Consider the following 22,209-nt stretch of genomic DNA (forward strand, 5'->3'; position numbering starts at 1 on the left):
TCGGGCATCTCGGGTCCGTTCTGTGGTGGCGGGCTGGGGTGTCGGGCGGCGGTCACGGCGCCGCGGGGGTGTGCACGGGCCGGTCGTCGGCGTGGACGACGAACGGGTGGCGTCGCAGCACCGGCGTCCAGCGGTTCGCCGGCAGGCCGGTGTCCAGGGCGGCCATCGCGGTCGCGTACTTGGAGATCCGCACGGGGCGGTGCCCGGCGGCCCACAGCAGGTGGTCGGCCGCGGACGCCGACCCGCGCGTCTTGGTCTCGACGACGGCGCGCAGCGGCAGCACGGCCGTCCCGGTGCCGCCGCGGCACGCGAGCACGGTGTCGAGCGTCAGCCGCGTGTCGTCCCCGGGGAGCCACACGGTCGCGCGCCGGTAGGTCGCGGTCAGGACGGGACGCAGGCTCAGCCCGTCCGGCAGCGGCTGGTGGTGGTGCGCGAGGACGTCGCGCGTGAACGGCACGGCGAGGTCGTCGTCGGCCGGCGCGGGTGCGTCCTGCGTCCGGAGCAGACGTTCCTTGACGGTGCGTCCGCGCCGGTCGCGCACCTTGACCTCGAGCCAGTGCTCGTCGCTGTCGAGGTAGCTGCGGGTGCGGACCTTGAACCGCCGCGCTCGGCGGTGGGCCGCCTGGCGGTAGGTGAGCAGGTCGGGGGTGTCGAGGTAGACCGACCGGTAGGCGAACGTCCGCCGCCCGTCGACGTCCAGCACGCGCGCGCCGCCCGCCACCGCCGCGAGGCGGCGCAGCAGGTCGTCGGCGGCGGCGAGGGGCAGGACGTACTTGCGGTCGACACGGGTCAGCAGCGCCGCACGCTCCATGAGCTCGTCGAGGGCCACCGGCTCCAGGTGGTCGGTCGTCACGGCGTCACCGGGGCAGGAGGTGCGGCCGGTCACCGGGCCACCCCGACCCGGTCGGCCTGCTCCGCGGGCGTCGCGCCGCCCACCCGGGGCAGCTCGTACCGCACCTCGACGAGCGTGGTGTCCAGCACGTGGTCGACCTTGACGACGTCGGCGGTGTGCACGCGCGCTCCGAGCAGCACCTCCAGGTGGGCGAGCAGCGTGGGGTGGTCGGTGAACGCGCGGTCCAGGTGCAGCAGGTGCACCCGGTAGCGGCGCAGCAGCCGGGGGTGGTCGCCCGCCCACACGACGACGAGCAGGAAGGCCGACAACGTGCCCGCCGTCGCGGGCGACGACGCGAGCCCGCCCACGAGCCCGAGCGCGAGCGCCGTGAAGTAGTACGCGACCTCCTGCTGCCCGAGCTCGGTCGAGCGCAGCCGGATGATCGACAGCACGCCGAACAGACCGAGCCCCAGCCCGACCGCGACCGCGGAGCTCGCCAGCACCGTGCACACGGCGAGCACGCCGGCGTTGACGCCGAGGAACGCGACGACCAGGTCGCGCCGGCGGTGGCGCGGGACGTAGAGGCCGAAGGTGAGCAGGGCGATCGCGACGAGGTCGATCGCGTAGGGCAGCAGGGTCATGGTGCGCTCCGGGGGAGGACGGTCGGGGTCGACGGCGACTCTGGCGTCGCGACCTGGAGCGGTGCCCAGCGGGCCCTGTGCGGCGTCTGTGGATGCGTCCAGGTGGTTCGCAGGCGCCACCCAGGGGACGCCCGGCGCGCGCGGGCACCATGGGCGCATGTCCTCGAGCAGCCGCGGCGCCACCCTCACCCGGCCGGACGGCGCACCGATCCGTGCGCTCGTGGTCGACGACGAGCCGTCGCTCGGCGAGCTGCTGTCGACCGTGCTCCGGTACGAGGGGTGGGAGGTCGAGACGGCGACCGCGGGGCAGCCCGCCCTGCGCGCCGCCCGGACGCACCCGCCGGACGTCGTCGTGCTCGACGTGATGCTCCCCGACATGTCCGGGCTCGAGGTGCTCAGCCGCATGCGCGCGCTGCACCCGACCCTGCCCGTCCTGTTCCTCACGGCCAAGGACGCCGTCACCGACCGGGTCGCCGGGCTGACGGCGGGCGGCGACGACTACGTGACCAAGCCGTTCAGCCTCGAGGAGGTCGTCGCGCGGCTGCAGGGGCTGCTGCGCCGCGCGGGCGGGACCGCCGCCGCGCAGGAGAACGCGCTCGTCGTGGGCGACCTGCGGCTGGACGAGGACTGCCACGAGGTCGTCCGCGGCGGTGAGGAGATCCGGCTGACGGCGACCGAGTTCGAGCTGCTGCGCCACCTCATGCGCAACCCGCGCCGCGTGCTGTCGAAGGCCCAGATCCTCGATCGCGTGTGGCAGTACGACTTCGGCGGGCAGGCGAACATCGTCGAGCTCTACATCTCCTACCTGCGACGCAAGATCGACGCGGGCCGCGCGCCGATGATCCACACCGTGCGGGGCGTCGGGTACGTGCTGAAGCCGGCCGACGAGGTCACCCCGCCGGGGGAGGGATGAGGTCCTGGACCCTGCGGCGTCGTCTCGTCGCGCTCGTCGTCGGGCTCGTCGTCGTGGTCGCGGGCGCCATGGGTGCGGTCTCGACGCTCGCGCTGCGCGGCTCGATGGTCGGCCGGCTGGACGACGACCTGCGAGCCTCGAGCGGCCGCGCCGTCGGTGCGGAGGACCTCGGTGGTCCGGACGCGCTGCCGGGCGGTGCGGACGGCGGGCGGTTCCCCGTCGGTCCGCCGCCGGGGCTGGACGTGCGCGGTCAGCGCGCCGGCACGGTCAGCCTCACGGTGCGCGACGGTGCGGTCTCGTCGGGGCGCATCGACGACGCCGGCGGTGTTGCGCGCCTCGACGACGAGCAGGTCGACGTGCTTGCGGCGGTCGAGCCCGGGGCCGCCCCCGTGACCCGGGCGCTGCCCGGCCTGGGCCGGTACCGGGTGCTCGCGGCGACGACGGCCGCCGGCGACCTCGTCGTCACCGGCATCGCGACCACCGAGGTCGACCGCACGGTGCGGGACTACCTGGTGGTGGAGACGCTCGTGGCGCTCGTGGGGGTGCTCGTCGCGGGCGTCGCCGGGCGGGCCGTCGTCCGCCGCGAGCTGCGACCGCTCGAGCGGGTCGCGACCACGGCCACCCGGGTGTCGAAGGTGCCGCTCGCCACGGGCGAGGTCCGGCCCGTCGAGCGGGTCCCCGCCGCCGACACCGATCCGCGCACCGAGGTCGGCCAGGTCGGTGCGGCGCTCAACCGGCTGCTGGACCACGTGGAGACGTCCCTCGCGGCGCGGCACGCGAGCGAGACGCAGGTGCGCCAGTTCGTCGCCGACGCGAGCCACGAGCTGCGGACCCCGCTGGCGTCGATCCGTGGTTACGCCGAGCTGGTGCGTCGCCTGCGCGCCGAGGTCCCCGACGACGTGGTCCGTGCGATGGGGCGCGTCGAGGCGGAGTCCCGGCGCATGACCCGGCTGGTGGAGGACATGCTCCTGCTGGCGCGGCTCGACGCCGGCCGGGAGCTCGAGCGCACCGACGTCGACCTGGGCATGCTCGCCGCGGACGCCGTTCCCGACGCCCGCGCCGCCGGCCCCGACCACCGCTGGCGCCTCGACCTGCCGCCGCTCGCGGACGACGGGGAGGACGGCGCGCCGGCCGCGGTCGTCACGGGCGACGCGCCACGGCTCCACCAGGTGCTCGTCAACCTGCTCGCGAACGCCCGCGTCCACACCCCGCCGGGCACGACCGTGGTCACCTCCGTCCGGCGTGACGGCGACGTCGTCGTCCTCGCGGTCACCGACGACGGGCCGGGGGTCGCGCCAGCGCTCGTGCCGCACCTGTTCCAGCGCTTCAGCCGCGGCGACGCCGCTCGCTCGCCGGGCAGCGGCTCGACCGGCCTGGGGCTCGCCATCGCCGACGCCGTCGTGCGCGCGCACGACGGCACGATCGAGGTCGTCAGCCGCCCGGGCGCCACCCGCTTCGTCGTCCGGCTGCCGGCCGCCGCCGGCTGAGCCGCGACCGCCGCGCACCCGCCGCGCGCGGTGTTCGACCAGGACGAGCAGCTGCGGTTCGACGACTTCGCCGCTCGGGCCGGTGTGGGCGTCGGGACGCTGTACCGGCACTTCCCGACCCGGGAGGCGCTCGCCGCGGCCGTCTACGAGCGCGAGGTGGTCGGGCTGCTCGACCACGCCCGTGACCCGTCGCGCACCGCGCGGGAGGACCTCGACGCGCTGCTGCGCGCCTTCGTCGAGTACGTCGTCGCGCACGTCGGGCTCGCACGCGCGCTCGCGGCTGTCGTCGACCCCGCGGTGACGGCGAGCAGCGGGGCCGAGCTCGAGCGGACCGTCGCCGACCTGCTGGTGCGGGCCGCCGCCGACGGCGACGTCCGCGCCGACGTGCCGGTCGGCGCGGTGATGGTCGTGCTGCACGGCATCGGGTCCGCGACCGACCGGCCGTCCTGGGCCGCGGAGTCCCGCGCGGCCGTCGACCTGCTGCTCGCCGGCCTGCGGCCTGACGCCGACGTCGTGCGCGTCAGCGGGCCCGATCCGCAGCGCGCGTCGTGCCGTCGCCTCGTCGTCGTGACCTCACGATCCTGAGCACCGCCTCACAGCCCTCCGGCGTGCCCGGCCAGTGCGCGCGGATCGGACCCTCACCGGCCACGCGCAGCACGCTGCGCAGGACCCACACGACGACGATGACGTCGTCGGCGTAGCCCAGGACGGGGATGACGTCGGGGATGAGGTCGAGCGGGAACGCCAGGTAGGCGACGAGCAGGCCCAGGCGGACGCGGACCGACCGCGGCAGCGTCCGGTCCCGGGCCAGGCGCGCGACGAGCCGCAGCAGGTCGGGCAGGAGCCGCAGCGCCTCGGTGAGGGTGCCGCCGCCGGGCCGGCCGACCAGCAGCGCCACGACCAGCGCGAGCCACGCGACCAGCAGCCCGGCGAGCGCGCCGAGCGCGACCTGCCAGGCCCCGCTCACGGGGCTTCGCCGGCCGACGCCCGGGCCCGGGTCCGCGTCACGCGCGACCCGCCGCCACCCGCTCCGCGTCGCGCCGGTACATCGCGGCGTGCTCGTGCAGGTCGGGGCGCCCGGTGGTGCGGGCGTGCGCATCCGTCCAGTCCGCGAGGTCGTGCAGCCGCACGACCATCGTCGTCAGCACGTCGTCGACCGTCGGGGCGGCGTCCGCGCCGTAGGCCGCGAGCAGGTCCGCGAGGCGCTCGGCGGGCGCGGCGTCGTCGGGGGCGGGCGTGTCCTCGCACCAGCCGCACAGCCGGTACGCGAGGTACGCGAGGTCCCACGCGCGCGGGCCGGGGGAGGCCATGTCGACGTCGATCAGGCCGACGAGCTCGGTGCCGTCGAACACCATGTTGTACGGCGCGACGTCGTTGAGGCACACCACCTCGGCGGGGGCGTGCGCGGGGGAGCGCCAGACGGCGCCCGCGAGGTCGAACCCGACCGTCGCGTCGTGCACGGCGCGCAGCGTCGCCCCCGCCTGCGCGCGGGTGCGGGCGTCCCACAGCCACGCCGGTGCGGGCCACCCGACGACGTCGCCCGGCACCCAGCCCAGGACCTCGCGGCCCTCGTCGTCCCGGCCGAGCGGCGCGGGCAGGCACGTGACGCCGCGCGCCCGCACCCACGCGAGCAGCGCGTGCACGGTCGGGGTCCACGGGCCGGCCGACCGTCGGACGGTGTCGCCGACCCGCACGACGGCGTTGACGTTGCCGCCGTCGAGCGTCTGCTCGGCGACGTCCTGCGTACCGGCGCGCTCCATGACGCGATCGTCGCACCCGCGACCGTCCTCGCCGTCGCGCGGCGGCGGCACGGCGCGTACCACAACGGGACGACCTCAGGCGGGCCGCTCGACCCGCACGTCCGTGAGCGTCACGGGCGTCCCGGCGCGCAGCGAGCCGTGCACCTCGGCGATCGCGTCGACGTGCGCCACGAGGTCCCGCACCACGGCCTCGGGCGCGGGCGACGTCACCGTCACGCGGTAGACGACGTCGCGGGCCGTCGCGCCCGGGGCGTCGAACACGCCCGACACCTCGACGTCCACGCCGTCGACCGGCACGGACCGCGCGGCGGCCTCGCGGTGGACGTCGTTGGTGACGCAGGTCGCGAGGGCGAGGAACAGCAGCTCCCCGCCGCTCACGGCCGACCCGGGCGCCCCGTCGCGGCCGGGGACGTCGAGCGGGCGCGCACGGCCGCCCGTGCCGACGCTCACCTCGTGCGCGTCGGCCGTGCTCCTGACGCTGGCGGTGTACTTCACGGCGTCGCCCTCCGTCGTGACGGGGCCGTCGTGGCGGGGCCGTCGTGACGAGTGTCCTGCGGCCCCGTCCCGGGGTCCAGACCCGCCCCGGACGGGTGGGGTGCGGCGTCAGATCCAGCCGCGGTCCCACGCGACGGCCGCCGCGGCGTGCCCGGAGTCCGCGTGCAGCTTCGCGATCGCGGACGACGTGTGGTTGCGCACGGTGCCGGGCGCGAGGCCCAGCTCGCGCGCGATCCGCTTGGACGGCAGCCCGGTGCGGATCAGCCGCAGCACGTCGACCTCGCGCGGAGTCAGCGGGCTCTCCGCCTCGGTGAGCGCCGCGGCCGCGAGCTGCGCGTCGACGTACCGCTGGCCGGCGGCCACGAGCCGGATGATGCGCGCGAGCTCCGCGGCCGGCGTCGACTTGGGCACGAACCCGCGCACGCCGGCGGCCAGCGCGCGCCTGAGCGCACCGGGGCGCGCGTGCCGCGTCACGATCACGACGGGCGTCACGACGCGCCGCCGCAGCCGGTCCGCGACCTCGATGCCGTCGAGCCCGGGCATCTCGAGGTCGAGCAGCGCGACGTCGGGCGCCCGCGCGATCACCTCGGCGAGCGCGGTCTCGCCGTCGGCGACGTCCGCGACGACCTCGATGTCCGGCTCGAGCCCCAGCAGCGCCGTGAGGGCGCCGCGCAGCAGCTCCTCGTCGTCGGCGAGAAGGACGCGGATCACGACGCACCCGCCGTGCGGCGTACCGGCCGGCCGACGGGCTGCGGCGGCACCGTCACCACGAGCGTGAACGCGTCGTCGTCGCGGTGCGTCTCGACCGTGCCGCGCAGGGCCGCGAGCCGTTCGCGCAGCCCCACGAGCCCCGTCCCGGGCTCGCCCGCGGGGTCCGGGCGGTCGTTGGTCACGGTCAGGCGGTAGCCGCCGCCCTGGTCCTGCACGAGCACGATCGTGGCCTCCTGCGCCGCGCTGTGCCGCAGCACGTTCGTCGCGGCCTCGCGGACGGCCACGGCGAGCACGCCGCCGACGTCCGCGGGCAGGCCCGGCGCGTCGACGTGCGTCGACGTGCGGATGCCCGCCGAGCCGAGCACCGCCGCCGCATTGCGCACCTCGGCGTCGACGGTGACCGTGCGGTACCCGTGCACGACCGCGCGGGTGTCCTCGATGGCGGTGCGCGCCGCCTCCCGGATGTCGGCGAGCTCGCGTGCCGCGTCGGCCGGGCGGTCGGGGAGCAGCCGCTCGGCCAGCTCGCTCTTGAGCGCGATGACGTGCAGGTGGTGCCCCTGCAGGTCGTGCAGGTCGGTCGCGAACCGCAGGCGCTCGCGGGCCACCGCGAGCTCGTCGGCCAGACGCCGCGCGTCGTCGAGCCGGACGACGACCTGCAGGACCCACACGATGCTCAGCGGCATCACGACGAACAGCGCGACGACGCCGACGACGATCGCGGTCCCCAGCACGCCCTCGACCTGCTCGGCCGCCGGGGCGGCCCGCGACGCGGCGGTCGACACGACCCCGCCGACCCCGATGACGGCGCACGTGCCCAGCAGCACCGCGAGCCGACGTCGCCCGTGCACGACGCACGCCGCCGCACCGCCCGCGTACGCGACGAGGAACGCCCACCCCCACCCCGCGAACGGCGGGACGAGCGCGACGCCCCACGTCGCGCAGGCCAGCACGACCGTGAGCACCACGGTCGTCACGAGCGTGCGCGACGGCGCGTCGCCGGCCGCGACCCCGACCGTCCCGGGGATCGCCGCGCACGCCAGCACGAGGCACAGCACCGTCGCGACCACCAGGGCGATCGAGCGGGCGTCCACCGGGGCGTCGACCGCGAGCACCAGCGGCATGAGCCCCGCGACCACGACGGCGACGCCCAGCGACGCGGCCGTCAGCCCGCGCACGGCCCGCAGGTCGGGCGTCACCGGTGCACCCGGCGGCCGAGGTCGGCTCACGTCGCGGAGCGTAGCAACCGGGACAGATGTCACGGTCGGGCGTGACACCACGGCACTTCTGGTGCCGCGCGCCCACGGCTGGGATGGGTGCATGACCAGGAACACGACTCTCCCGCGCGTGGTCGCGGCGGTCACGGCGGCCGTCGTGCTGACCGTCGGCCTCACGACCCTCCCGCCCTCGCCGCACCTGCAGCCGCACACCAGCGGCGACGCCGCGCTGGCTCGCGCGGTCGAGCGGACCGCCCGCGACCAGGGCGCCCTCGACCGCGTGGCCCTCGCGTACGTCGACCTCGAGGACGGCCCCGACGGCACCGTCACGACCGGCTTCGGCGCGGACGACGACACCGAGTTCGAGATCGGCTCGCTCACCAAGACGTTCACGGGCAACCTCCTGCAGGTCGCTGTCGAGCGCGGCGAGGTGACGCCCGACCAGACCCTCGGCAGCGTCCTGACCGAGCTCGCCGGCACGCCCGCCGGGGGCGTGACCCTCGAGACCCTGTCGAACCACACGTCGGGCCTGCCCGGCGCGCCCGTCGAGATGCTGCCGTCGCTGTACGTCGCCGTCACGACCAACCGCGACCCCTACGAGGCGTCGCTCGACGAGCTGCTCGCGATGGCCGGCCGGCAGGAGCTCGTCTCGCCCGGGCGCTACGTGTACTCGAACCTCGGCATGTCGCTGCTGGGGCACGCCCTCGCGCGCGTCGCCGGCACCACGTACGTCGACCTGCTGCAGGACCGCATGCTCGACCCGCTGGGCATGACGAGCACCCGGGTCGTGCTGGAGGACGCCGACCTCGACGACCCGACCACCGGGTGGTCCGCGTCCGGGATCGCGCAGCAGCCGTGGTCGCTCGCCGCGTTCGCACCCGCGGGCGGCATCCGCTCGACCGTCGGCGACATGGCCCGGTACGTGCGCGCGCTGCTCGACGGCACCGCCCCGGGCGCCGCGGCGATGGACCCGCACCTGGAGGGCGAGCTCGGCGCCGTCGCGTACGCGTGGCTCGTGCTCGAGCAGGACGACGCCCCGACGCTCACGCTCCACAACGGCCAGACCGGCGGGTTCGCGTCCTACCTGGCCCTCGACCGCGCGGGCGGCCGCGGCGCCGTCGTGCTGTCGAACACCGCCTCCCAGCTGCCCGACGTCGCCGTGGGCCTCGTCGAGAACGGATACGACCGATGACCGCCACGACCTCCCTGACCGTCGCCCTCGCGCTCGTCGCGTTCGCCGCGCTGTACGCCGCCCGCGCCTGGGGGCCCGAGCGCCTGCGTCTGAAGGACCGCACGGGTGCCGTCGCCGAGAGCGTCGGCCTGCTCACGCTGTTCGTGCTGTCGCGGACGTTCGTCGGCTGGGCGGGGGTGTCGGTGCTGCTGTGGGTCGCCGCCGTCGCGCTCGCGGCCGTCGGCGCCGCGGGGGTCGTGCTGCGGTTCGCGGCGATGCCCGCGTGGCGCACGCGCCGCCGACGCTGGCTGCGCGGTGCGCGGCTGGTGGTCGCGGCGCTGGTCTGCGGGACGGTGCTCGCGCTCGCGGCCTCGTCGTACTGACCCTGCCGGGCCCGGCCGTGCGTGGCACGGCCGGGCCCCGGGCGGTCTCCGCCGCGGTCTCAGCTCTTGAACGTGATGATGTGCATCCACACGCCGCGGCTGGAGCTGTACGTGCACGCCGAGTAGAGGACCTTCTGCGTCTTCTTGATCTCCTTGAGGTTCGCGGCGAGCGCCGTGTAGCAGGCGCCCGGCGTCGAGAACTCCTTGTAGATCTGCGCCGCCTGCGCGGGCACCGCCAGGCCCAGCGACCCCGCCGTGAGGAGGGCCACCGTGGCGGCGCCCGCCACGATCCGCTGCTTGAGGTTCATCGTTCTCCCGCTGTCCGGTGTGCGCCGTCGCGCACGGATCGTCCCAGGCTAGGGGGCGTCGGCGCGGTGCGCCGGGCGGCCGCCGCCGGGTCAGCGGGACGCGGCGTCGACCGCGCGCTCCAGCCGGTCGAGCCGCGCGTCCACCTCGTCGAGCCGGTCACGCACGTCCGTGTGCGGGGTGCCCGCCTGGATCTCGGCGAGCCGCCGCCGGTGCTTCAGGACGGTGTCGACGACGGTCGCGGTGCCCCCGACGACGACGGCGAGCAGGGCGACCCAGACGAACCAGAGCACGGGATCCATGCACCTCACCCTCTCCCGGCGGCGGAGGGCGGGCAACCTGCCGGGTCGGCGGCGGGGACCGTCCCGGGAGCCGTCGGGTCGCCCCGGTGGGGACGCCGTCCTAGCCTGGCGAGGGGCAGGTCGACGGCGGCACCCGGGCGCTCGCGACCACCTCGGAGCGGCAGGGGGTGGTCGCGGTGCGGCGACGGACGGGACGCGCGACGACGCGCGGGGCGGGCGCGGCGGTGCTGCTGGTGGGCGCGGCGGCGACCCTGACGGGGTGCGCGTCGAACGCCGCGATCACCGACTACGCGGGCGTGCCGGTGATGCGTGTGCTGGAGACGCGCGAGGTGACGGCCGGCGGCTCCGAGGGCGACGGCGACCAGGAGGCCGGCGAGGTCGAGGGCGCCCTCGAGGACGAGCAGGGCGGTGCGCAGGACGTGCGGTTCGTCGAGCGGGAGCTCGAGGTCGAGCCCGGGCAGGCGGCGGCCACGTACCTGGAGAACGGCGTGAAGCTCGCCGTGGTGCTGTGGGGCAGCTCGACGTGCCCGCCCGTGGGGGAGCGCATGCACGTGCTGCCCGACGAGCCGAACGCGGTGCGCATCGACCTGCGCGAGATCCCGCAGGACCGCCCGTGCACGATGGACCTCGTGCCCCACACCACGGTGTTCGGGACGAAGACGAGCACGGTCGAGCCGCTCGTGATCCACGTGGGCGACGAGACGATCGAGCTGCCCGTCAAGTAGCCGTCCGGGCCGTCGCGGGGTCGGTGCGGTCCGCGTCCGGCTCGTCGCCCGTCAGCGGCACGTCGCGCACGCTGCGGAACTCGCGCCGCCGCCCGTCGACCGGGTCGTCGAACGCGAGCTCGGCGGCCAGCAGCTGCAGCGGGTGGCGGAAGTCGTCGAGGTCGACGTCGCGCTCGACGGGGTACAGGGGGTCGCCGACGATCGGCATCCCGAGCCCCGCGAGGTGCAGGCGCAGCTGGTGCGTGCGGCCCGTGCGGGGGTGCAGGCGGTAGACCCCGAGGTCGTCGTGCTCGCGCTCGAGCTCGACGGTCGTCTCGGCGTTGACGGGCGCGCCCGGCACCACCTCGGCCTGCACGGTGCCGCGCACCTTGCGGATGTGGTTCCGCACGACGACGGGCAGCGCGAGGTCGGGCCGCAGCGGTGCGAGCGCGCGGTACGTCTTGTCGACCGCGCGCCGCTCGAACGCCGTCTGGTACGGCGCGCGCCAGCGCTGCTCGGTCGCGAGCAGCAGGAGCCCTGACGTGCCGCGGTCGAGCCGGTGCAGCGGCGAGAGCTCCGGCAGGCCCAGCTCGGCGCGCAGGCGCACGACGACGCTCTGCACGATGTGCCGACCGCGGGGGATCGACGCGAGGAACGGCGGCTTGTCGACGACCACGAGCCGCTCGTCGCGGTGCACCACGTGGACCGTGCCGGGCACCACGGGCTCGTCGCGCAGCACGCGGTGGAACCACACGTGCCGTGCCGCCACGAACGGCTCGTCGTCGCGGACCGCCCGGCCGTCGGCGTCGACGAACTCGCCGGCCGCGAGCATCCCCGCGACGTCCACGTGCTCCGGCAGCCGGTCGCGCAGCCACGCGCCCATGGTCGACCACGCGTCGGGCGTCCCGCGCCGCGGCGGCGGAGTGCACAGGTGCGCGGCCGTCAGCCCGTGGCGGGCCGGGAGCGGGGAGCGGAGCACGAGTCGATGCTAGGCGACGCGCATCGCGCTCGAAACTATTTCGAGCGCAGTCGGACACCGAGGGCTCGCGTTCGAGGGGCGTCGGGGTGTTGACGGCGTGTGAGGCTCGATCTACCGTGTGTCGAAGCAGACAGTTGCGAAATAGTTTCGGACGTCGAGGTCCGAGCAGCACGGTAGACAAGGGAGTTCTCCATGCCTCACGGCGCGTCGTCGTCCGCCCTCCTGATCGACGGACGACCGTCGACCGGGACCCCGCTGCGGCACGTCTGGAACGAGTGCCTCGGCGCCGGCCGGGCCAACGAGGCGCTGCGCGCGGACTGGCAGGCGCACTTCCGCGAGGCCGTCGACGTGCTGGGCGCGCGCTACGTCCGCTTCCACGGCATCTTCCACGACGACATGTTCGTGTACCGCGCCACCGAGGGCGGCGGGTTCGCGCCTCCCAACCCGCTGCCGCAGCCGCTCTACACGTACTCGTACGTCGACAAGGTGTTCGACGCGATCCTCGACGCCGGGGCCCGACCCTTCGTCGAGCTCGGCTTCATGCCGCGCGACCTCGCGACGCAGACCGAGACGCTCTTCTGGTGGAAGGCGCACTGCAGCCCGCCCACCGACATGGGCCGCTGGGTCGAACTCGTCACCACGACGGTCCGGCACTGGGTCGACCGCTACGGCATCGACGAGGTGGTGCGCTGGCCCATCGAGGTCTGGAACGAGCCCAACCTCGTCCCGCACTTCTGGACCGGCACCCGCACGCAGTACTTCGAGCTGTACGAGGCCACCGTCCGCGCGGTCAAGGACATCGACCCGCGGCTGCGCGTCGGGGGCCCGTCCACGAGCGTGTTCGTGCCCGACGACCGGTACGCGGGGGAGTACCACGACCCGTCGCGCGAGGTCGCGACGGCCGAGGCCGCCGACCCCGACGCCCTCGACTGGCAGCCCGTGTGGATCCACGAGTTCCTCGCGTGGTGCGCCGAGCGCGACCTGCCCGTCGACTTCCTCTCCACCCACCTGTACCCGACGGACTACGCCGCCGACTCCAACGGCCGCGCCAAGGCGATCTCGCGGCACGTCGACGCGACCGCGCAGGACCTCGCGCTGATGCGCCGGATCATCGCGGACAGCCCGTACCCCGACGCCGAGCTGCACATCACCGAGTGGTCGACGTCCCCGTCGAGCCGCGACGCGATCCACGACACGCTCTTCGCGGCGCCGTACGTCGTGCGGGCGTTCCTCACGGGTGCGCCGCTCGCCGACTCGATCTCCTACTGGACGTTCACCGACGTCTTCGAGGAGGGCGGCGCCGGTGTCGGCCCCTTCCACGGCGGGTTCGGCCTCGTCAACGAGCAGGGGCTGCACAAGCCCACGTTCCACGCCGTCGCGATGCTCGCGCGGCTCGGCGACGAGCTGCTGGCCGACCTGCCGCACGGCGCCGTCACGCGGTCGTCCGCCACGGGCGCGGTGTCCGCGGTCTTCTACAACTACCCCGACGGCATGGGCACGACCGGCCTCGCCGCGCGCAACCGCTACGAGGACACCCGCGAGCTCGCCGACGTCGGCCCGGCCCGTCGCGTGCAGCACACGGTGGCCGGCCTCGAGCCCGGTGCGCGGTTCCTCGTCGAGACGCTCGACTGGGAGCACGGCAACGTCGCCGAGGCCTGGTACGCGATGGGCTCACCCCTCAACCTCTCGCGCGAGCAGACCGCCGAGCTGCGCGAGGTGGCCGACCGGCTCGACCGCCGCGAGCTCGTCGTCGGTGCCGACGGCGTGCTCGACATCGACCTCGAGCTGCCCGCCTGGGCCGTCACCTCGGTCGTGGCCGCCTGACGGCGACCACGAGCCGACCTGCACCCCCCTGACCGTCCCCCCGACCCCCGCACCGCTGACCGCTGCCGCCTGACCGGACGGCGAGCACCCACCGAAGGGACCTGATCGATGAGGATCACGAAGAAGACCACCGCGGCCGCAGCGGTCGCCGCCACCGCCGCGCTCGCGCTCGCCGCGTGCGGCGGGGGCGACGGCGGCGGCACGGCCGGCGGCGACGGCGACAAGCCCGCCGAGCTCACCGTCGCGGCCTGGACGGACATCCCCGAGTCGCTCTACGACGCGTTCGAGGAGGAGTACGGCATCAAGGTCGTGCAGAACAGCTTCCCCGACGGCGCGTCCGCGCAGCAGGTGCTGCGCAACGGTCTCGGGTCCGGCGGCGCCGGGCTGATGGACGTGCACCTCATCGAGGGCTCGTGGTGGACCGAGATGATGGCCGTCCCCGAGGACTGGGCGACCCTGCCCGAGGTCCCCGGCCGGTGGGTCGACTGGAACGTCGAGGCCGCGACCGTCGACGGCGAGATCAAGGGCTACGGCACGGACATCGGGCCGACCGCGATCGCCTACGACTCGGGCCTGCTCGCGCAGGCGGGGCTGCCGTCCGAGCCCGAGGAGTTCATCGAGTTCGTCGGCGGCGCCGACGCCACCTGGGACACGTTCATCGCGGCGGGCCAGCAGTTCACCGAGGCCACGGGCAAGCCGTGGATCGACTCGTGGCGCATGGCCGCCGAGTCCGCGTTCACCAAGATCCGCCCCGGCGCCTTCGAGGACCCCGAGACCGGCAACGCGCTGCCGCTGGCCGAGAACACGAAGGTCAAGGAGCTCTTCATGCGCTTCGCCGAGGCGGCGCAGGCGCAGCTGTCCGCGGGCGTGCCCATCGGCAACGCCGACTGGCGCGCCGGGTACCAGTCGCAGCAGTGGGCGACCGTCGTCGCACCCGCCTGGGTGACCGGGTCGATCGTCGAGAACGCCGCGGGCATCGACACCTGGCGCATCGCGGAGGTCTTCCCCGACGGCGGCGCGAACGTCGGCGGCTCGTTCTTCGCGGTGCCCGCCACGGGCAAGAACGTCGAGTGGTCGATCAAGCTCGCCGACTTCCTCACCTCGCCCGAGAGCGCCGTCGCGATCTTCGAGGGCTACGGCGCGTTCCCGTCGCAGGTCGAGGCGCTCAGCAGCCCCGAGGTCGCCGACACCGAGAACGCGTTCTTCGGCGGTCAGCGGGTGGGCCAGATCTACGGCAACCTCGCCGAGGCCGCCGACGAGTTCGTCGCGGGCGGCTACCGCGGCATGAACTTCTGGGGGATCCAGACCGTCGTCATCGACGCCATCGGTCGCGTCGAGGACGGCGCGCAGACGCCCGAGCAGGCGTGGGAGTCGGCCGTCAAGGAGTTCGACGCGCTGGGGCTCACGACCGACTGACGCACCGGGCGCGACGCGGCCCGCGCCGGGTCGCACCGTCACGACGGTCGGCACGCACGTCCCGAGGGCGTGCGTGCCGGCCGCGGCGGCGACCGCCACGAATCGAGGAGGATTCCCATGGCACCGACGTCCCGGGCCCCACGGCGGGTCGGCATGTCGCAGCGGTTCTCGAGGTGGGACGTCAAGGTCTCGCCGTACCTCTACGTCTCACCGTTCTTCATCAGCTTCGCGGTCTTCGGTCTCTTCCCGATCCTCTTCAACGTGGTCGTCGCGACCCACACGTGGCACCGTCGCCTGGGGCAGGGCGACTTCGTCGGGCTCGACAACTTCGCGTGGGTGCTGCGGCAGCCGGAGTTCTGGACGTCGCTGCAGAACACGTTCTCGATCTTCGTCATCTCCACGGTGCCGCAGCTGGTCCTCGCGCTGGTCATCGCGGCCGTGCTGGACCAGAACCTGCGCACGCGGACGTTCTGGCGCATGGGCGTCCTCGTCCCGTTCGTCGTCATGCCCGTCGCGGTCGCCATGATCTTCGGGCAGATCTTCGGCCGGTTCGGCCTCGTCACCCCGTTGCTGCAGGACCTGGGCCTGTTCACCGACCTGTCGTCCCCGTTCTTCCAGGACCGGCTGCTGTCGCACGTCGCGATCAGCTCGATGATCGTGTTCCGCTTCACGGGCTACAACGCGCTGATCCTGCTCGCCGCGATGCAGGCCGTGCCGCGCGAGCTCTACGAGGCCGCCACGATCGACGGCGGCGGGCGGCTCCGGCAGTTCTTCGCCGTCACGCTGCCGAACATCCGCGCGACCATGATCTTCGTCGTCCTCACCATGACGATCGGCGGCCTGCAGATCTTCGACGAGGCGCGCATGTACGACGGCGCCGGCACCGCGGGCGGCCGCGGCGGTGCGAGCGACCAGTGGCTCACCACGGTGCTGTACCTGTTCAACCTCGGGTTCGGGGACTGGCAGGACCGGTTGGGGCAGGCCGCCGCGGTGGCGTGGCTGTTCGCGATCGTCATCGTGTTCTTCACGCTGCTGAACCTCTTCCTCACGCAGCGCATCGCCTCCAAGGAGGGCCGGCCCACCCGCGTGTCCCGCGCGACCACCAAGGCGCTCGTCGCCGAGCGGAGGGCCGCCGCCGCGGCGTCCGAGCGGGCCGCGCGCGAGGCCGGGGTCGCCACGGTCCTCGGCACCGCCAGTCCCACCGGCCACCCCGACGCCCTCGTCCGCACCCCGGAAGGATCCCGTCGATGAGCTCCGCACTGATCGAGCAGCAGTCCGGCAAGGGGGCCGGCCGGTACGCCCGGCGTCGCGCCGCGCAGGGACGGCCGGTCCGCCTGGCCTCGCAGTCCCACAACCCCGCGAACCGACGCCCGGGCTGGGTGACCTACGCGCTCCTCGCGATCGTCCTGGCGTTCTCGCTGTTCCCGCTCTACTACACGATGATGTTCGGCTCCTCGACGCAGCTCGAGGTCGCCCAGGCCGTCGGCCGGCCGCCGCGGTGGCTGCCGTCGACGGAGCTCGTCAACAACCTGCACGCCATCTTCACGCACCACCAGATCAACTTCTGGAAGGCGTTCGGCAACTCGGTCCTCGTCGCCGTGGTCGTCTCGGTCACGACCGTGTTCTTCTCGACGCTCGCCGGGTTCTCTTTCTCGAAGCTGAACTTCCGCGGCAAGAAGGCGCTCTACGTCTTCATCATCGCGACGATGGCGATCCCCATGCAGCTGGGCACCATCCCGATGTTCATCATGTTCACGACGTTCGGGTGGATCGACTCCCTCACGGCGCTGATCCTGCCGAGCATGGTCGGCGCCTTCGGGGTGTTCTGGATGACCCAGTACCTGTCCGAGGCCCTGCCCTACGAGCTCGTCGAGGCCGCGCGCGTCGACGGCGCCTCCCTGTTCCGCACGTTCTGGTCGATCGCGCTGCCCGCGTCGCGCCCGGCCGCGGCGACGCTCGCGCTGTTCACGTTCGTCGGCTCGTGGAACAACTTCTTCTGGCCGTCGGTGATCCTGCGCACCGAGATGACCATGCCGCTCATCGTCCCGCAGCTGCAGGGCGCGTTCACGGGTGACCACGCGCTGGTGATGACCGGCGTGTTCGTCGTCGCGCTGCCGCTGCTCGTGGTGTTCGTGTTCCTCGGCAGGCAGCTGGTCTCGGGCGTCATGGCCGGCGCCGTCAAGGGCTGACCGGCCCGCCGTCCGGCTCGCGCACCACCGTCCCCGCCCGCACCTGGAGGTCCCATGCCCGACGTCGCCCACCCGGTGGCCCTGCGCCGTGACGGCGTCGCGGTCGTGCTCGACGTGCCCGAGGCCGGGCTGCCGGCCGTCCTGCACTGGGGCGCCGACCTCGGCCGCCTCGACGACGCCGCGCTGGCCCTGCTCGGCACCACCACGGCGCTGCAGCGCGCACCCGGCACGCTCGACCACGCGTGGCGGCCGACGCTGCTGCCGCAGGAGGGCGACGGCTGGTCGGGGCGCCCCGGCCTGCTGGTCGCGCGCGACGGCCGGCCGGTGTTCCCGCGCTGGCGCGTCACCGAGGTCGACGCCGACGCGCACGCGCTGCGGTGCACGGCCGAGTCCGACGGGCTGCTGCTGCGTTCCCGCGTCGAGATCGGCGCGGGTGGTGTGGTCGAGGTCGACCACGAGGTCACGAGCACCGCGGCGGGGTCGCTCGAGGTCGTGCACGTCGAACCCACGCTGCCCGTGCCGAAGAGCGCGGCGACGCTCACGTCGTTCGGCGGCCGCTGGAGCCAGGAGAAGGTCCCCACCACCCTGGCGATGCCGCCCGGCGCGTGGCTGCGCGAGACGCGTCGTGGCCGCGCCGGCCACGACCAGCCGTGGGTCACGTACGCGACCGAGGCCGCGCCCCTCAACCGGTCCGGGCAGGTGTGGGCCGTGCACCTGGGCTGGAGCGCGGACGTGCGGCACCGCTGCGACCGGCTGCCCGAGCAGGTCACGGTCCTCGGCGCCGGCGAGCTGCTGCGGCCCCACGAGGTCCACCTCGCGCCGCAGGAGTCGTACCGGACCCCGACCGCGTACTTCGCGTGGTCGGGCGACGGGCTCGACGGCGTCGGCGAGCGGTTCCACACCTGGGTGCGCGCCCGCGGCACGCACCCCCGGACCCCGCGCCCGTTCACGCTCAACGTGTGGGAGGCCGTGTACTTCGACCACGACCCGGAGCACCTCGCGGCGATCGCCCGGCGCGCCGCCGCCGTGGGCGTCGAGCGGTTCGTCATCGACGACGGCTGGTTCCTCGGACGCGTCGACGACACGAGCTCGCTCGGCGACTGGGTCGTCGACCCGGTGAAGTACCCCGACGGGATGGAGCCCCTCGCGGCGCTCGTGCACGACCTCGGCATGCAGCTCGGGCTGTGGTTCGAGCCCGAGATGATCTGCCTCGACTCCGACGCCGCCCGTGCGCACCCCGGGTGGCTCCTGCACGCGCCGGGGTCGGTGCCCGAGCCCCCCGGCCTCAACCACCGGTTCCAGCACGTGGTCGACCTGGCCCACCCCGACGCGTTCGCGCACGTGCTGGGGCAGATGAGCGACGTGATCGGCCGGCTCGGCGTCGGGTACGTCAAGTGGGACCACAACCGCGACCTCGTCGAGCCGCTGCACGACGGCCGCCCCGGCACGCACGAGCAGACGCTCGCCGCGTACCGGCTCATGGACGCCCTCAAGGCCGCGCACCCCGGCCTCGAGATCGAGTCGTGCTCGTCCGGCGGGGCCCGCACCGACCTCGGGATCCTCGCGCACAGCGACCGCGTGTGGGCGTCCGACAACAACGACCCCGTCGAGCGGCAGGACCTGCACCGCTGGACCGAGCTCGTGCTGCCGCCCGAGCTCGTCGGCTCGCACGTGGGCCCGTCGCCCGCCTGCGTGTCGGAGCGCGTCACCCCGCTGTCCTACCGCGCCGCGGTCGCGCTGCACGGGCACGCGGGCCTCGAGTGGGACGTCACGGAGTGCGACGACGACGAGCTCGCGGCCGTCGCCGCCTACGGCGCGCTCTACCGGGAGATGCGCGACCTGCTGCACACCGGGACGGTCGTGCACCCCGACCACCTGCCGTCGTGGCTGCGTGCGCGGGGGGTCGTCGCGCCCGACCGGCGGCGCGCGCTGTGGACGCTCACGTCGGTGCGGGGCGCCGACGAGACGCTCTCGCCGCGGCTGCGCCTGCTGGGCCTCGACCCCGACCTCACGTACGCCGTGCGGGTGCGTGACGACGTCGGCGCGGGACGCCGCGGCGGCACCTTCATCCACCCGGCGTGGATGCGGGAGGACGAGCTCCGCGTCCCCGGCTCCCTCCTGGCGGGGGTGGGGCTGCAGCTGCCGACGCTCATGCCCGTGCAGGCCATGGTCATCGAGGCCACGGCGGTCTGACGCCGCCCGTCGAGAGGAACGCCCGTGGAGCTCTTCCCGCTGTCCGCCGTCCGGCTCGGCCCGGGACCGTTCGCCGACGCGGTCCGGACCGACCTGGCGTACGTGCTCGAGCTCGACACGGACCGTCTGCTCGCGCCGCTGCTCGCCGAGTCGGGCCTGACGCCCGCCGCGCCGCCCTACGGCAACTGGGAGAGCGCGGCGATCGCCGGGCACACCCTCGGGCACCACCTGTCCGCGCTCGCGGCCCTCGCCGCGGCGCTCGGGTCGCGGGAGGCCCGCGAGCGACTGGATCGCACGGTCGCCGAGGTGGCGCGCGCGCAGGACGCGGTGGGCACCGGCTACGTCGGCGGCGTGCCCGGCGGCGCCGCGCTCTTCGAGGCCCTGCGGCACGGAGGCGTCGCGGCCGCCCGCGAGCTGGGGTCGTCGGCGCACTGGGTGCCCTGGTACAACCTGCACAAGACGTTCCAGGGCCTGCTCGACGCCCACCGCACGGGTGGCAACGCGCAGGCCCTGCAGGTGGTCACGCGGTTCGCGGACTGGTGGCTGGACGTCGCGGCCACGATGGACGACGCGGCGTTCCAGGCCATGCTCGACACCGAGCACGGCGCCATGAACGACGTGTTCGCGACGCTCTCGACCCTCACGGGCCGCGCCGACCACGCCGCGATGGCCCGCCGGTTCACGCACCGTGCCCTCCTCGGACCGCTCGCGGAGGGACGCGACGCCCTCACGGGGCTGCACGCCAACACGCAGATCCCGAAGGTCCTCGGGTTCGCCGGCACCGCGGCCGTCAGCGAGCCCGGATCCGGGCTGCACGAGGCGGCCGACACGTTCTGGCGCACGGTCGTCGAGCGCCGCACGGTCGCGATCGGCGGCAACTCGGTGCGCGAGCACTTCCACGACCCCGACGACTTCACACCCGTGATCGACGAGCGGGAGGGCCCGGAGTTCTGCAACACGTTCCACATGCTGCGGCTCACGGCCGCCCTCAACCGGCTCGGCACGCGTCCCGAGTACCTCGACTACGCCGAGCGCGCGCTGTTCAACCACGTCCTGTCGGCGCAGCACCCCGACGGCGGCTTCGTGTACTTCACGCCGATGCGGCCGCGGCACTACCGCGTGTACTCGACGCCGCACAGCTGCTTCTGGTGCTGCGTCGGCACGGGCATGGAGGCGCAGGCGCGCTACGGCGAGTGGGTGTTCGGCACCGAGGGCGACACGGTCGCGGTCAACCTGCCGGTCGCCGCCGAGGTCGACCTGCCGGGTGGCGGCACGCTGCGTCTCGACGCGGACGTCCCGCGTGACGACCGCGTGCGCCTGCGGCTCGACCTGCCCGCGCCCCGCGCCTTCCCGCTCCGGCTGCGGGTCCCGTCCTGGTGCGACGACCTCGTGGACCTCGAGGTGGACGGCGCGCCCGTCCGGGACGCCCGGCGGTCCCCGGGCGCGGTCCACCTCGACCGCGCGTGGGCGCCGGGCACGGTGGTGACCTACCGGCTCCCCATGCGGCTGCGTGCCGAGCGGCTGCCCGACGGCTCACCCTGGCAGGCCTACGCGTTCGGGCCGACGGTGCTCGCCGCGCGCGACGGCGACGCGCACCTCGAGGGGCTGTTCGCCGACGACGCGCGCTGGGGCCACGTCGCGCACGGCCCGCTGGTCTCGCTCGCCGACCTGCCGCTGGTCGCGGACGGCACCGCCGGTGTCGAGGCGACCGGCCCGCTGCGGTTCCGCGTGCGCCCCGTCGACGGGGAGCCGTTCGAGCTCGAGCCGTTCGCCGGGGTGCACGGCACCCGGTACACCGTCTACTGGCCGGTCGCCGAGGGTGACGTCGCCGCGCGCCGCGCGGCGCTGCTGGACCTCGACGCGGGTGCGGCGGTCGACGACATCACGCTCGACCGCGTGGCCTTCGGCGAGCAGCAGCCCGAGGCCGACCACGGGCTGCGCGCGAGCGCGAGCGACGTGGGGGTCGCGGGTGCGCTGCGCTGGCGCACCACCCGGGACCGCATGGCGGTGACCCTGCGCGACCCGGAGGGTCGGGCCGTGAGCCTGCGCGTGGGGGTGCGGCAGCTCGACGTGCCGACGGCCGCCGAGATCCGCGTCGCCGGGGCCGTGGTGGCCACGGTCCGGCTCGAGGCGGGCGGTGCGACGTCCGACGTCGTGCGGCCGGTCCTGGCCGAGCTGACGGCCGCCGGCCGGCCCGCGGACGTCGAGCTCGAGGTCGTCGCGGTCGACGACCGGCCCACGCCCGGCATCACGACCGTGCGCCTGCTGCGCTGGCAGGCCTGACGCGCGCGGCGACGGCGCCGCACCCGCGGTGGTGCGGCGCCGTCGTGGTCCACCGGCTGCGGGTCGCCCTGCCGAGGGCGACGGGCGACGGGCGGCGGCCGGTCAGGCGGGGCGGATCAGGCGCAGCTCAGCGCACCCGCCGCGGGGGCGTTGCCGTTGCCGATGAACCCGAAGGTCGTCGACTGGCCCGCGCCGAGCGTGCCGTTGTACGGCGCGTTCGTCACGGTGCTGCCCGTCAGCACGCCGTTCCAGACGTTGTTCGAGGTCACGCCGGACGGCAGCGAGACCCGCCACCCGGTGACGCCCGACGAGCCGGCGGTCACGGTGACGGTGGCCTGGTAGCCGCCGCCCCACGAGTTCGCGACGGTCAGCGCCGCGGAGCACGCACCGCCCGGGTTCGGCGTCG

The 22,209-nt window shown here is 74.8% G+C and carries 23 protein-coding genes; 12 read left to right on the forward strand and 11 right to left on the reverse strand.

Features of this window, described 5'->3' with window-relative positions; all coding sequences use genetic code 11:
* Positions 1-52: 52 nt before the first annotated feature.
* Complete coding sequence (locus ATM99_RS01080) at positions 53-886, reverse strand: polyphosphate polymerase domain-containing protein (protein ID WP_223304749.1); 834 nt, start codon at positions 884-886, stop codon at positions 53-55.
* Entirely contained in the window at positions 883-1,473 is a 591-nt protein-coding gene (locus ATM99_RS01085) for a DUF4956 domain-containing protein (RefSeq protein WP_062101112.1), read from the reverse strand. Before ATM99_RS01085 ends, ATM99_RS01080 begins: the two co-directional genes overlap by 4 nt.
* A 157-nt stretch (positions 1,474-1,630) precedes the next feature.
* Between ATM99_RS01085 and ATM99_RS01090 the strand changes: the two genes are divergently transcribed.
* Genes ATM99_RS01090 through ATM99_RS01100 form a run of 3 tightly spaced genes read left to right on the forward strand, consistent with a single transcriptional unit; the run spans position 1,631 to position 4,458 of the window.
* Positions 1,631-2,386: a response regulator transcription factor gene (locus tag ATM99_RS01090; RefSeq protein WP_062101113.1), complete on the forward strand. Its 756-nt coding sequence runs from the start codon at positions 1,631-1,633 to the stop codon at positions 2,384-2,386.
* Positions 2,383-3,873, forward strand: coding sequence for a cell wall metabolism sensor histidine kinase WalK (locus ATM99_RS01095; protein ID WP_062101114.1), 1,491 nt, complete (start codon positions 2,383-2,385; stop codon positions 3,871-3,873). Before ATM99_RS01090 ends, ATM99_RS01095 begins: the two co-directional genes overlap by 4 nt.
* Before the next feature lie 30 nt (positions 3,874-3,903).
* Positions 3,904-4,458, forward strand: a complete 555-nt coding sequence (locus ATM99_RS01100) for a TetR/AcrR family transcriptional regulator (RefSeq protein ID WP_082659104.1) — start codon at positions 3,904-3,906, stop codon at positions 4,456-4,458.
* Here ATM99_RS01100 and ATM99_RS01105 read toward each other — a convergent pair.
* From ATM99_RS01105 to ATM99_RS01125, 5 genes are all read right to left on the reverse strand, one after another.
* Positions 4,394-4,840: a YkvA family protein gene (locus tag ATM99_RS01105; RefSeq protein ID WP_062101115.1), complete on the reverse strand. Its 447-nt coding sequence runs from the start codon at positions 4,838-4,840 to the stop codon at positions 4,394-4,396. The two genes, ATM99_RS01100 and ATM99_RS01105, sit on opposite strands and share 65 nt — an antisense overlap.
* 37 nt (positions 4,841-4,877) lie before the next feature.
* On the reverse strand, positions 4,878-5,633 hold the full coding sequence (locus ATM99_RS01110) for a phosphotransferase (protein ID WP_062101132.1): 756 nt from the start codon (positions 5,631-5,633) through the stop codon (positions 4,878-4,880).
* A 75-nt stretch (positions 5,634-5,708) separates the two neighbouring features.
* On the reverse strand, positions 5,709-6,128 hold the full coding sequence (locus tag ATM99_RS01115; protein WP_062101116.1) for an OsmC family protein: 420 nt from the start codon (positions 6,126-6,128) through the stop codon (positions 5,709-5,711).
* 108 nt (positions 6,129-6,236) lie between these two features.
* Positions 6,237-6,839: a response regulator transcription factor gene (locus ATM99_RS01120; RefSeq protein ID WP_062101117.1), complete on the reverse strand. Its 603-nt coding sequence runs from the start codon at positions 6,837-6,839 to the stop codon at positions 6,237-6,239.
* On the reverse strand, positions 6,836-8,065 hold the full coding sequence (locus ATM99_RS01125) for a sensor histidine kinase (protein WP_150118046.1): 1,230 nt from the start codon (positions 8,063-8,065) through the stop codon (positions 6,836-6,838). Before ATM99_RS01125 ends, ATM99_RS01120 begins: the two co-directional genes overlap by 4 nt.
* A gap of 91 nt (positions 8,066-8,156) precedes the next feature.
* On the opposite strand from ATM99_RS01125, the gene ATM99_RS01130 reads away from it, so the two are divergent.
* Both ATM99_RS01130 and ATM99_RS01135 read left to right on the forward strand, forming a co-directional pair.
* Positions 8,157-9,245 carry a serine hydrolase gene (locus ATM99_RS01130; RefSeq protein ID WP_150118047.1) on the forward strand — a complete coding sequence of 363 codons (1,089 nt, stop codon included), beginning with the start codon at positions 8,157-8,159 and terminating at the stop codon, positions 9,243-9,245.
* Complete coding sequence (locus ATM99_RS01135; RefSeq protein ID WP_062101120.1) at positions 9,242-9,607, forward strand: hypothetical protein; 366 nt, start codon at positions 9,242-9,244, stop codon at positions 9,605-9,607. Before ATM99_RS01130 ends, ATM99_RS01135 begins: the two co-directional genes overlap by 4 nt.
* Positions 9,608-9,666: 59 nt before the next feature.
* On the opposite strand, the gene ATM99_RS01140 is transcribed toward ATM99_RS01135, so the two are convergent.
* Positions 9,667-9,915 carry a hypothetical protein gene (locus tag ATM99_RS01140; RefSeq protein ID WP_062101121.1) on the reverse strand — a complete coding sequence of 83 codons (249 nt, stop codon included), beginning with the start codon at positions 9,913-9,915 and terminating at the stop codon, positions 9,667-9,669.
* 90 nt (positions 9,916-10,005) lie between these two features.
* Positions 10,006-10,215, reverse strand: coding sequence for a hypothetical protein (locus tag ATM99_RS01145; RefSeq protein WP_062101122.1), 210 nt, complete (start codon positions 10,213-10,215; stop codon positions 10,006-10,008).
* Between the two features lie 176 nt (positions 10,216-10,391).
* Between ATM99_RS01145 and ATM99_RS01150 the strand changes: the two genes are divergently transcribed.
* Positions 10,392-10,940 (forward strand): hypothetical protein, encoded by a 549-nt coding sequence (locus tag ATM99_RS01150; protein ID WP_150118048.1) that lies wholly within the window; start codon positions 10,392-10,394, stop codon positions 10,938-10,940.
* Here ATM99_RS01150 and ATM99_RS01155 read toward each other — a convergent pair.
* Complete coding sequence (locus ATM99_RS01155) at positions 10,933-11,898, reverse strand: pseudouridine synthase (RefSeq protein ID WP_062101124.1); 966 nt, start codon at positions 11,896-11,898, stop codon at positions 10,933-10,935. The genes ATM99_RS01150 and ATM99_RS01155 overlap by 8 nt on opposite strands.
* Before the next feature lie 192 nt (positions 11,899-12,090).
* Here ATM99_RS01155 and ATM99_RS01160 point away from each other — a divergent pair, with 192 nt between their 5' ends.
* The 6 genes from ATM99_RS01160 (at position 12,091) to ATM99_RS01185 (ending at position 21,803) form a co-directional block, all read left to right on the forward strand.
* Entirely contained in the window at positions 12,091-13,722 is a 1,632-nt protein-coding gene (locus ATM99_RS01160; protein ID WP_062101125.1) for a beta-xylosidase, read from the forward strand.
* A gap of 108 nt (positions 13,723-13,830) precedes the next feature.
* Positions 13,831-15,138 carry a PotD/PotF family extracellular solute-binding protein gene (locus ATM99_RS01165; RefSeq protein WP_062101126.1) on the forward strand — a complete coding sequence of 436 codons (1,308 nt, stop codon included), beginning with the start codon at positions 13,831-13,833 and terminating at the stop codon, positions 15,136-15,138.
* A 117-nt stretch (positions 15,139-15,255) separates the two neighbouring features.
* Positions 15,256-16,389, forward strand: a complete 1,134-nt coding sequence (locus ATM99_RS01170; protein ID WP_062101127.1) for a carbohydrate ABC transporter permease — start codon at positions 15,256-15,258, stop codon at positions 16,387-16,389.
* Positions 16,386-17,327: a carbohydrate ABC transporter permease gene (locus ATM99_RS01175; protein ID WP_062101128.1), complete on the forward strand. Its 942-nt coding sequence runs from the start codon at positions 16,386-16,388 to the stop codon at positions 17,325-17,327. The genes ATM99_RS01170 and ATM99_RS01175 overlap by 4 nt, the downstream gene beginning before the upstream one ends.
* A 54-nt stretch (positions 17,328-17,381) precedes the next feature.
* On the forward strand, positions 17,382-19,520 hold the full coding sequence (locus ATM99_RS01180; RefSeq protein WP_062101129.1) for an alpha-galactosidase: 2,139 nt from the start codon (positions 17,382-17,384) through the stop codon (positions 19,518-19,520).
* Positions 19,521-19,544: 24 nt separating this feature from the next.
* Positions 19,545-21,803 (forward strand): beta-L-arabinofuranosidase domain-containing protein, encoded by a 2,259-nt coding sequence (locus tag ATM99_RS01185; protein WP_062101130.1) that lies wholly within the window; start codon positions 19,545-19,547, stop codon positions 21,801-21,803.
* A 116-nt stretch (positions 21,804-21,919) separates the two neighbouring features.
* On the opposite strand, the gene ATM99_RS01190 is transcribed toward ATM99_RS01185, so the two are convergent.
* A partial coding sequence (locus ATM99_RS01190) for a cellulose binding domain-containing protein (protein ID WP_190278740.1) occupies positions 21,920-22,209 on the reverse strand: 290 nt, incomplete at its 5' end.

It is taken from the genome of Cellulomonas sp. B6 (assembly GCF_001462455.1).
In the GTDB taxonomy this organism is placed as follows: domain Bacteria; phylum Actinomycetota; class Actinomycetes; order Actinomycetales; family Cellulomonadaceae; genus Cellulomonas.

Bases quoted from the DNA above. Each gene is read 5' to 3' on its own strand.
- ATM99_RS01085 (WP_062101112.1), bottom strand. From the start codon at position 1,473: ATGACCCTGCTGCCCTACGCGATCGACCTCGTCGCGATCGCCCTGCTC.
- ATM99_RS01090 (WP_062101113.1), top strand. From the start codon at position 1,631: ATGTCCTCGAGCAGCCGCGGCGCCACCCTCACCCGGCCGGACGGCGCA.
- ATM99_RS01095 (WP_062101114.1), top strand. From the start codon at position 2,383: ATGAGGTCCTGGACCCTGCGGCGTCGTCTCGTCGCGCTCGTCGTCGGG.
- ATM99_RS01110 (WP_062101132.1), bottom strand. From the start codon at position 5,633: ATGGAGCGCGCCGGTACGCAGGACGTCGCCGAGCAGACGCTCGACGGC.
- ATM99_RS01130 (WP_150118047.1), top strand. From the start codon at position 8,157: ATGACCAGGAACACGACTCTCCCGCGCGTGGTCGCGGCGGTCACGGCG.
- ATM99_RS01135 (WP_062101120.1), top strand. From the start codon at position 9,242: ATGACCGCCACGACCTCCCTGACCGTCGCCCTCGCGCTCGTCGCGTTC.
- ATM99_RS01140 (WP_062101121.1), bottom strand. From the start codon at position 9,915: ATGAACCTCAAGCAGCGGATCGTGGCGGGCGCCGCCACGGTGGCCCTC.
- ATM99_RS01145 (WP_062101122.1), bottom strand. From the start codon at position 10,215: ATGGATCCCGTGCTCTGGTTCGTCTGGGTCGCCCTGCTCGCCGTCGTC.
- ATM99_RS01160 (WP_062101125.1), top strand. From the start codon at position 12,091: ATGCCTCACGGCGCGTCGTCGTCCGCCCTCCTGATCGACGGACGACCG.
- ATM99_RS01165 (WP_062101126.1), top strand. From the start codon at position 13,831: ATGAGGATCACGAAGAAGACCACCGCGGCCGCAGCGGTCGCCGCCACC.
- ATM99_RS01170 (WP_062101127.1), top strand. From the start codon at position 15,256: ATGGCACCGACGTCCCGGGCCCCACGGCGGGTCGGCATGTCGCAGCGG.
- ATM99_RS01175 (WP_062101128.1), top strand. From the start codon at position 16,386: ATGAGCTCCGCACTGATCGAGCAGCAGTCCGGCAAGGGGGCCGGCCGG.
- ATM99_RS01180 (WP_062101129.1), top strand. From the start codon at position 17,382: ATGCCCGACGTCGCCCACCCGGTGGCCCTGCGCCGTGACGGCGTCGCG.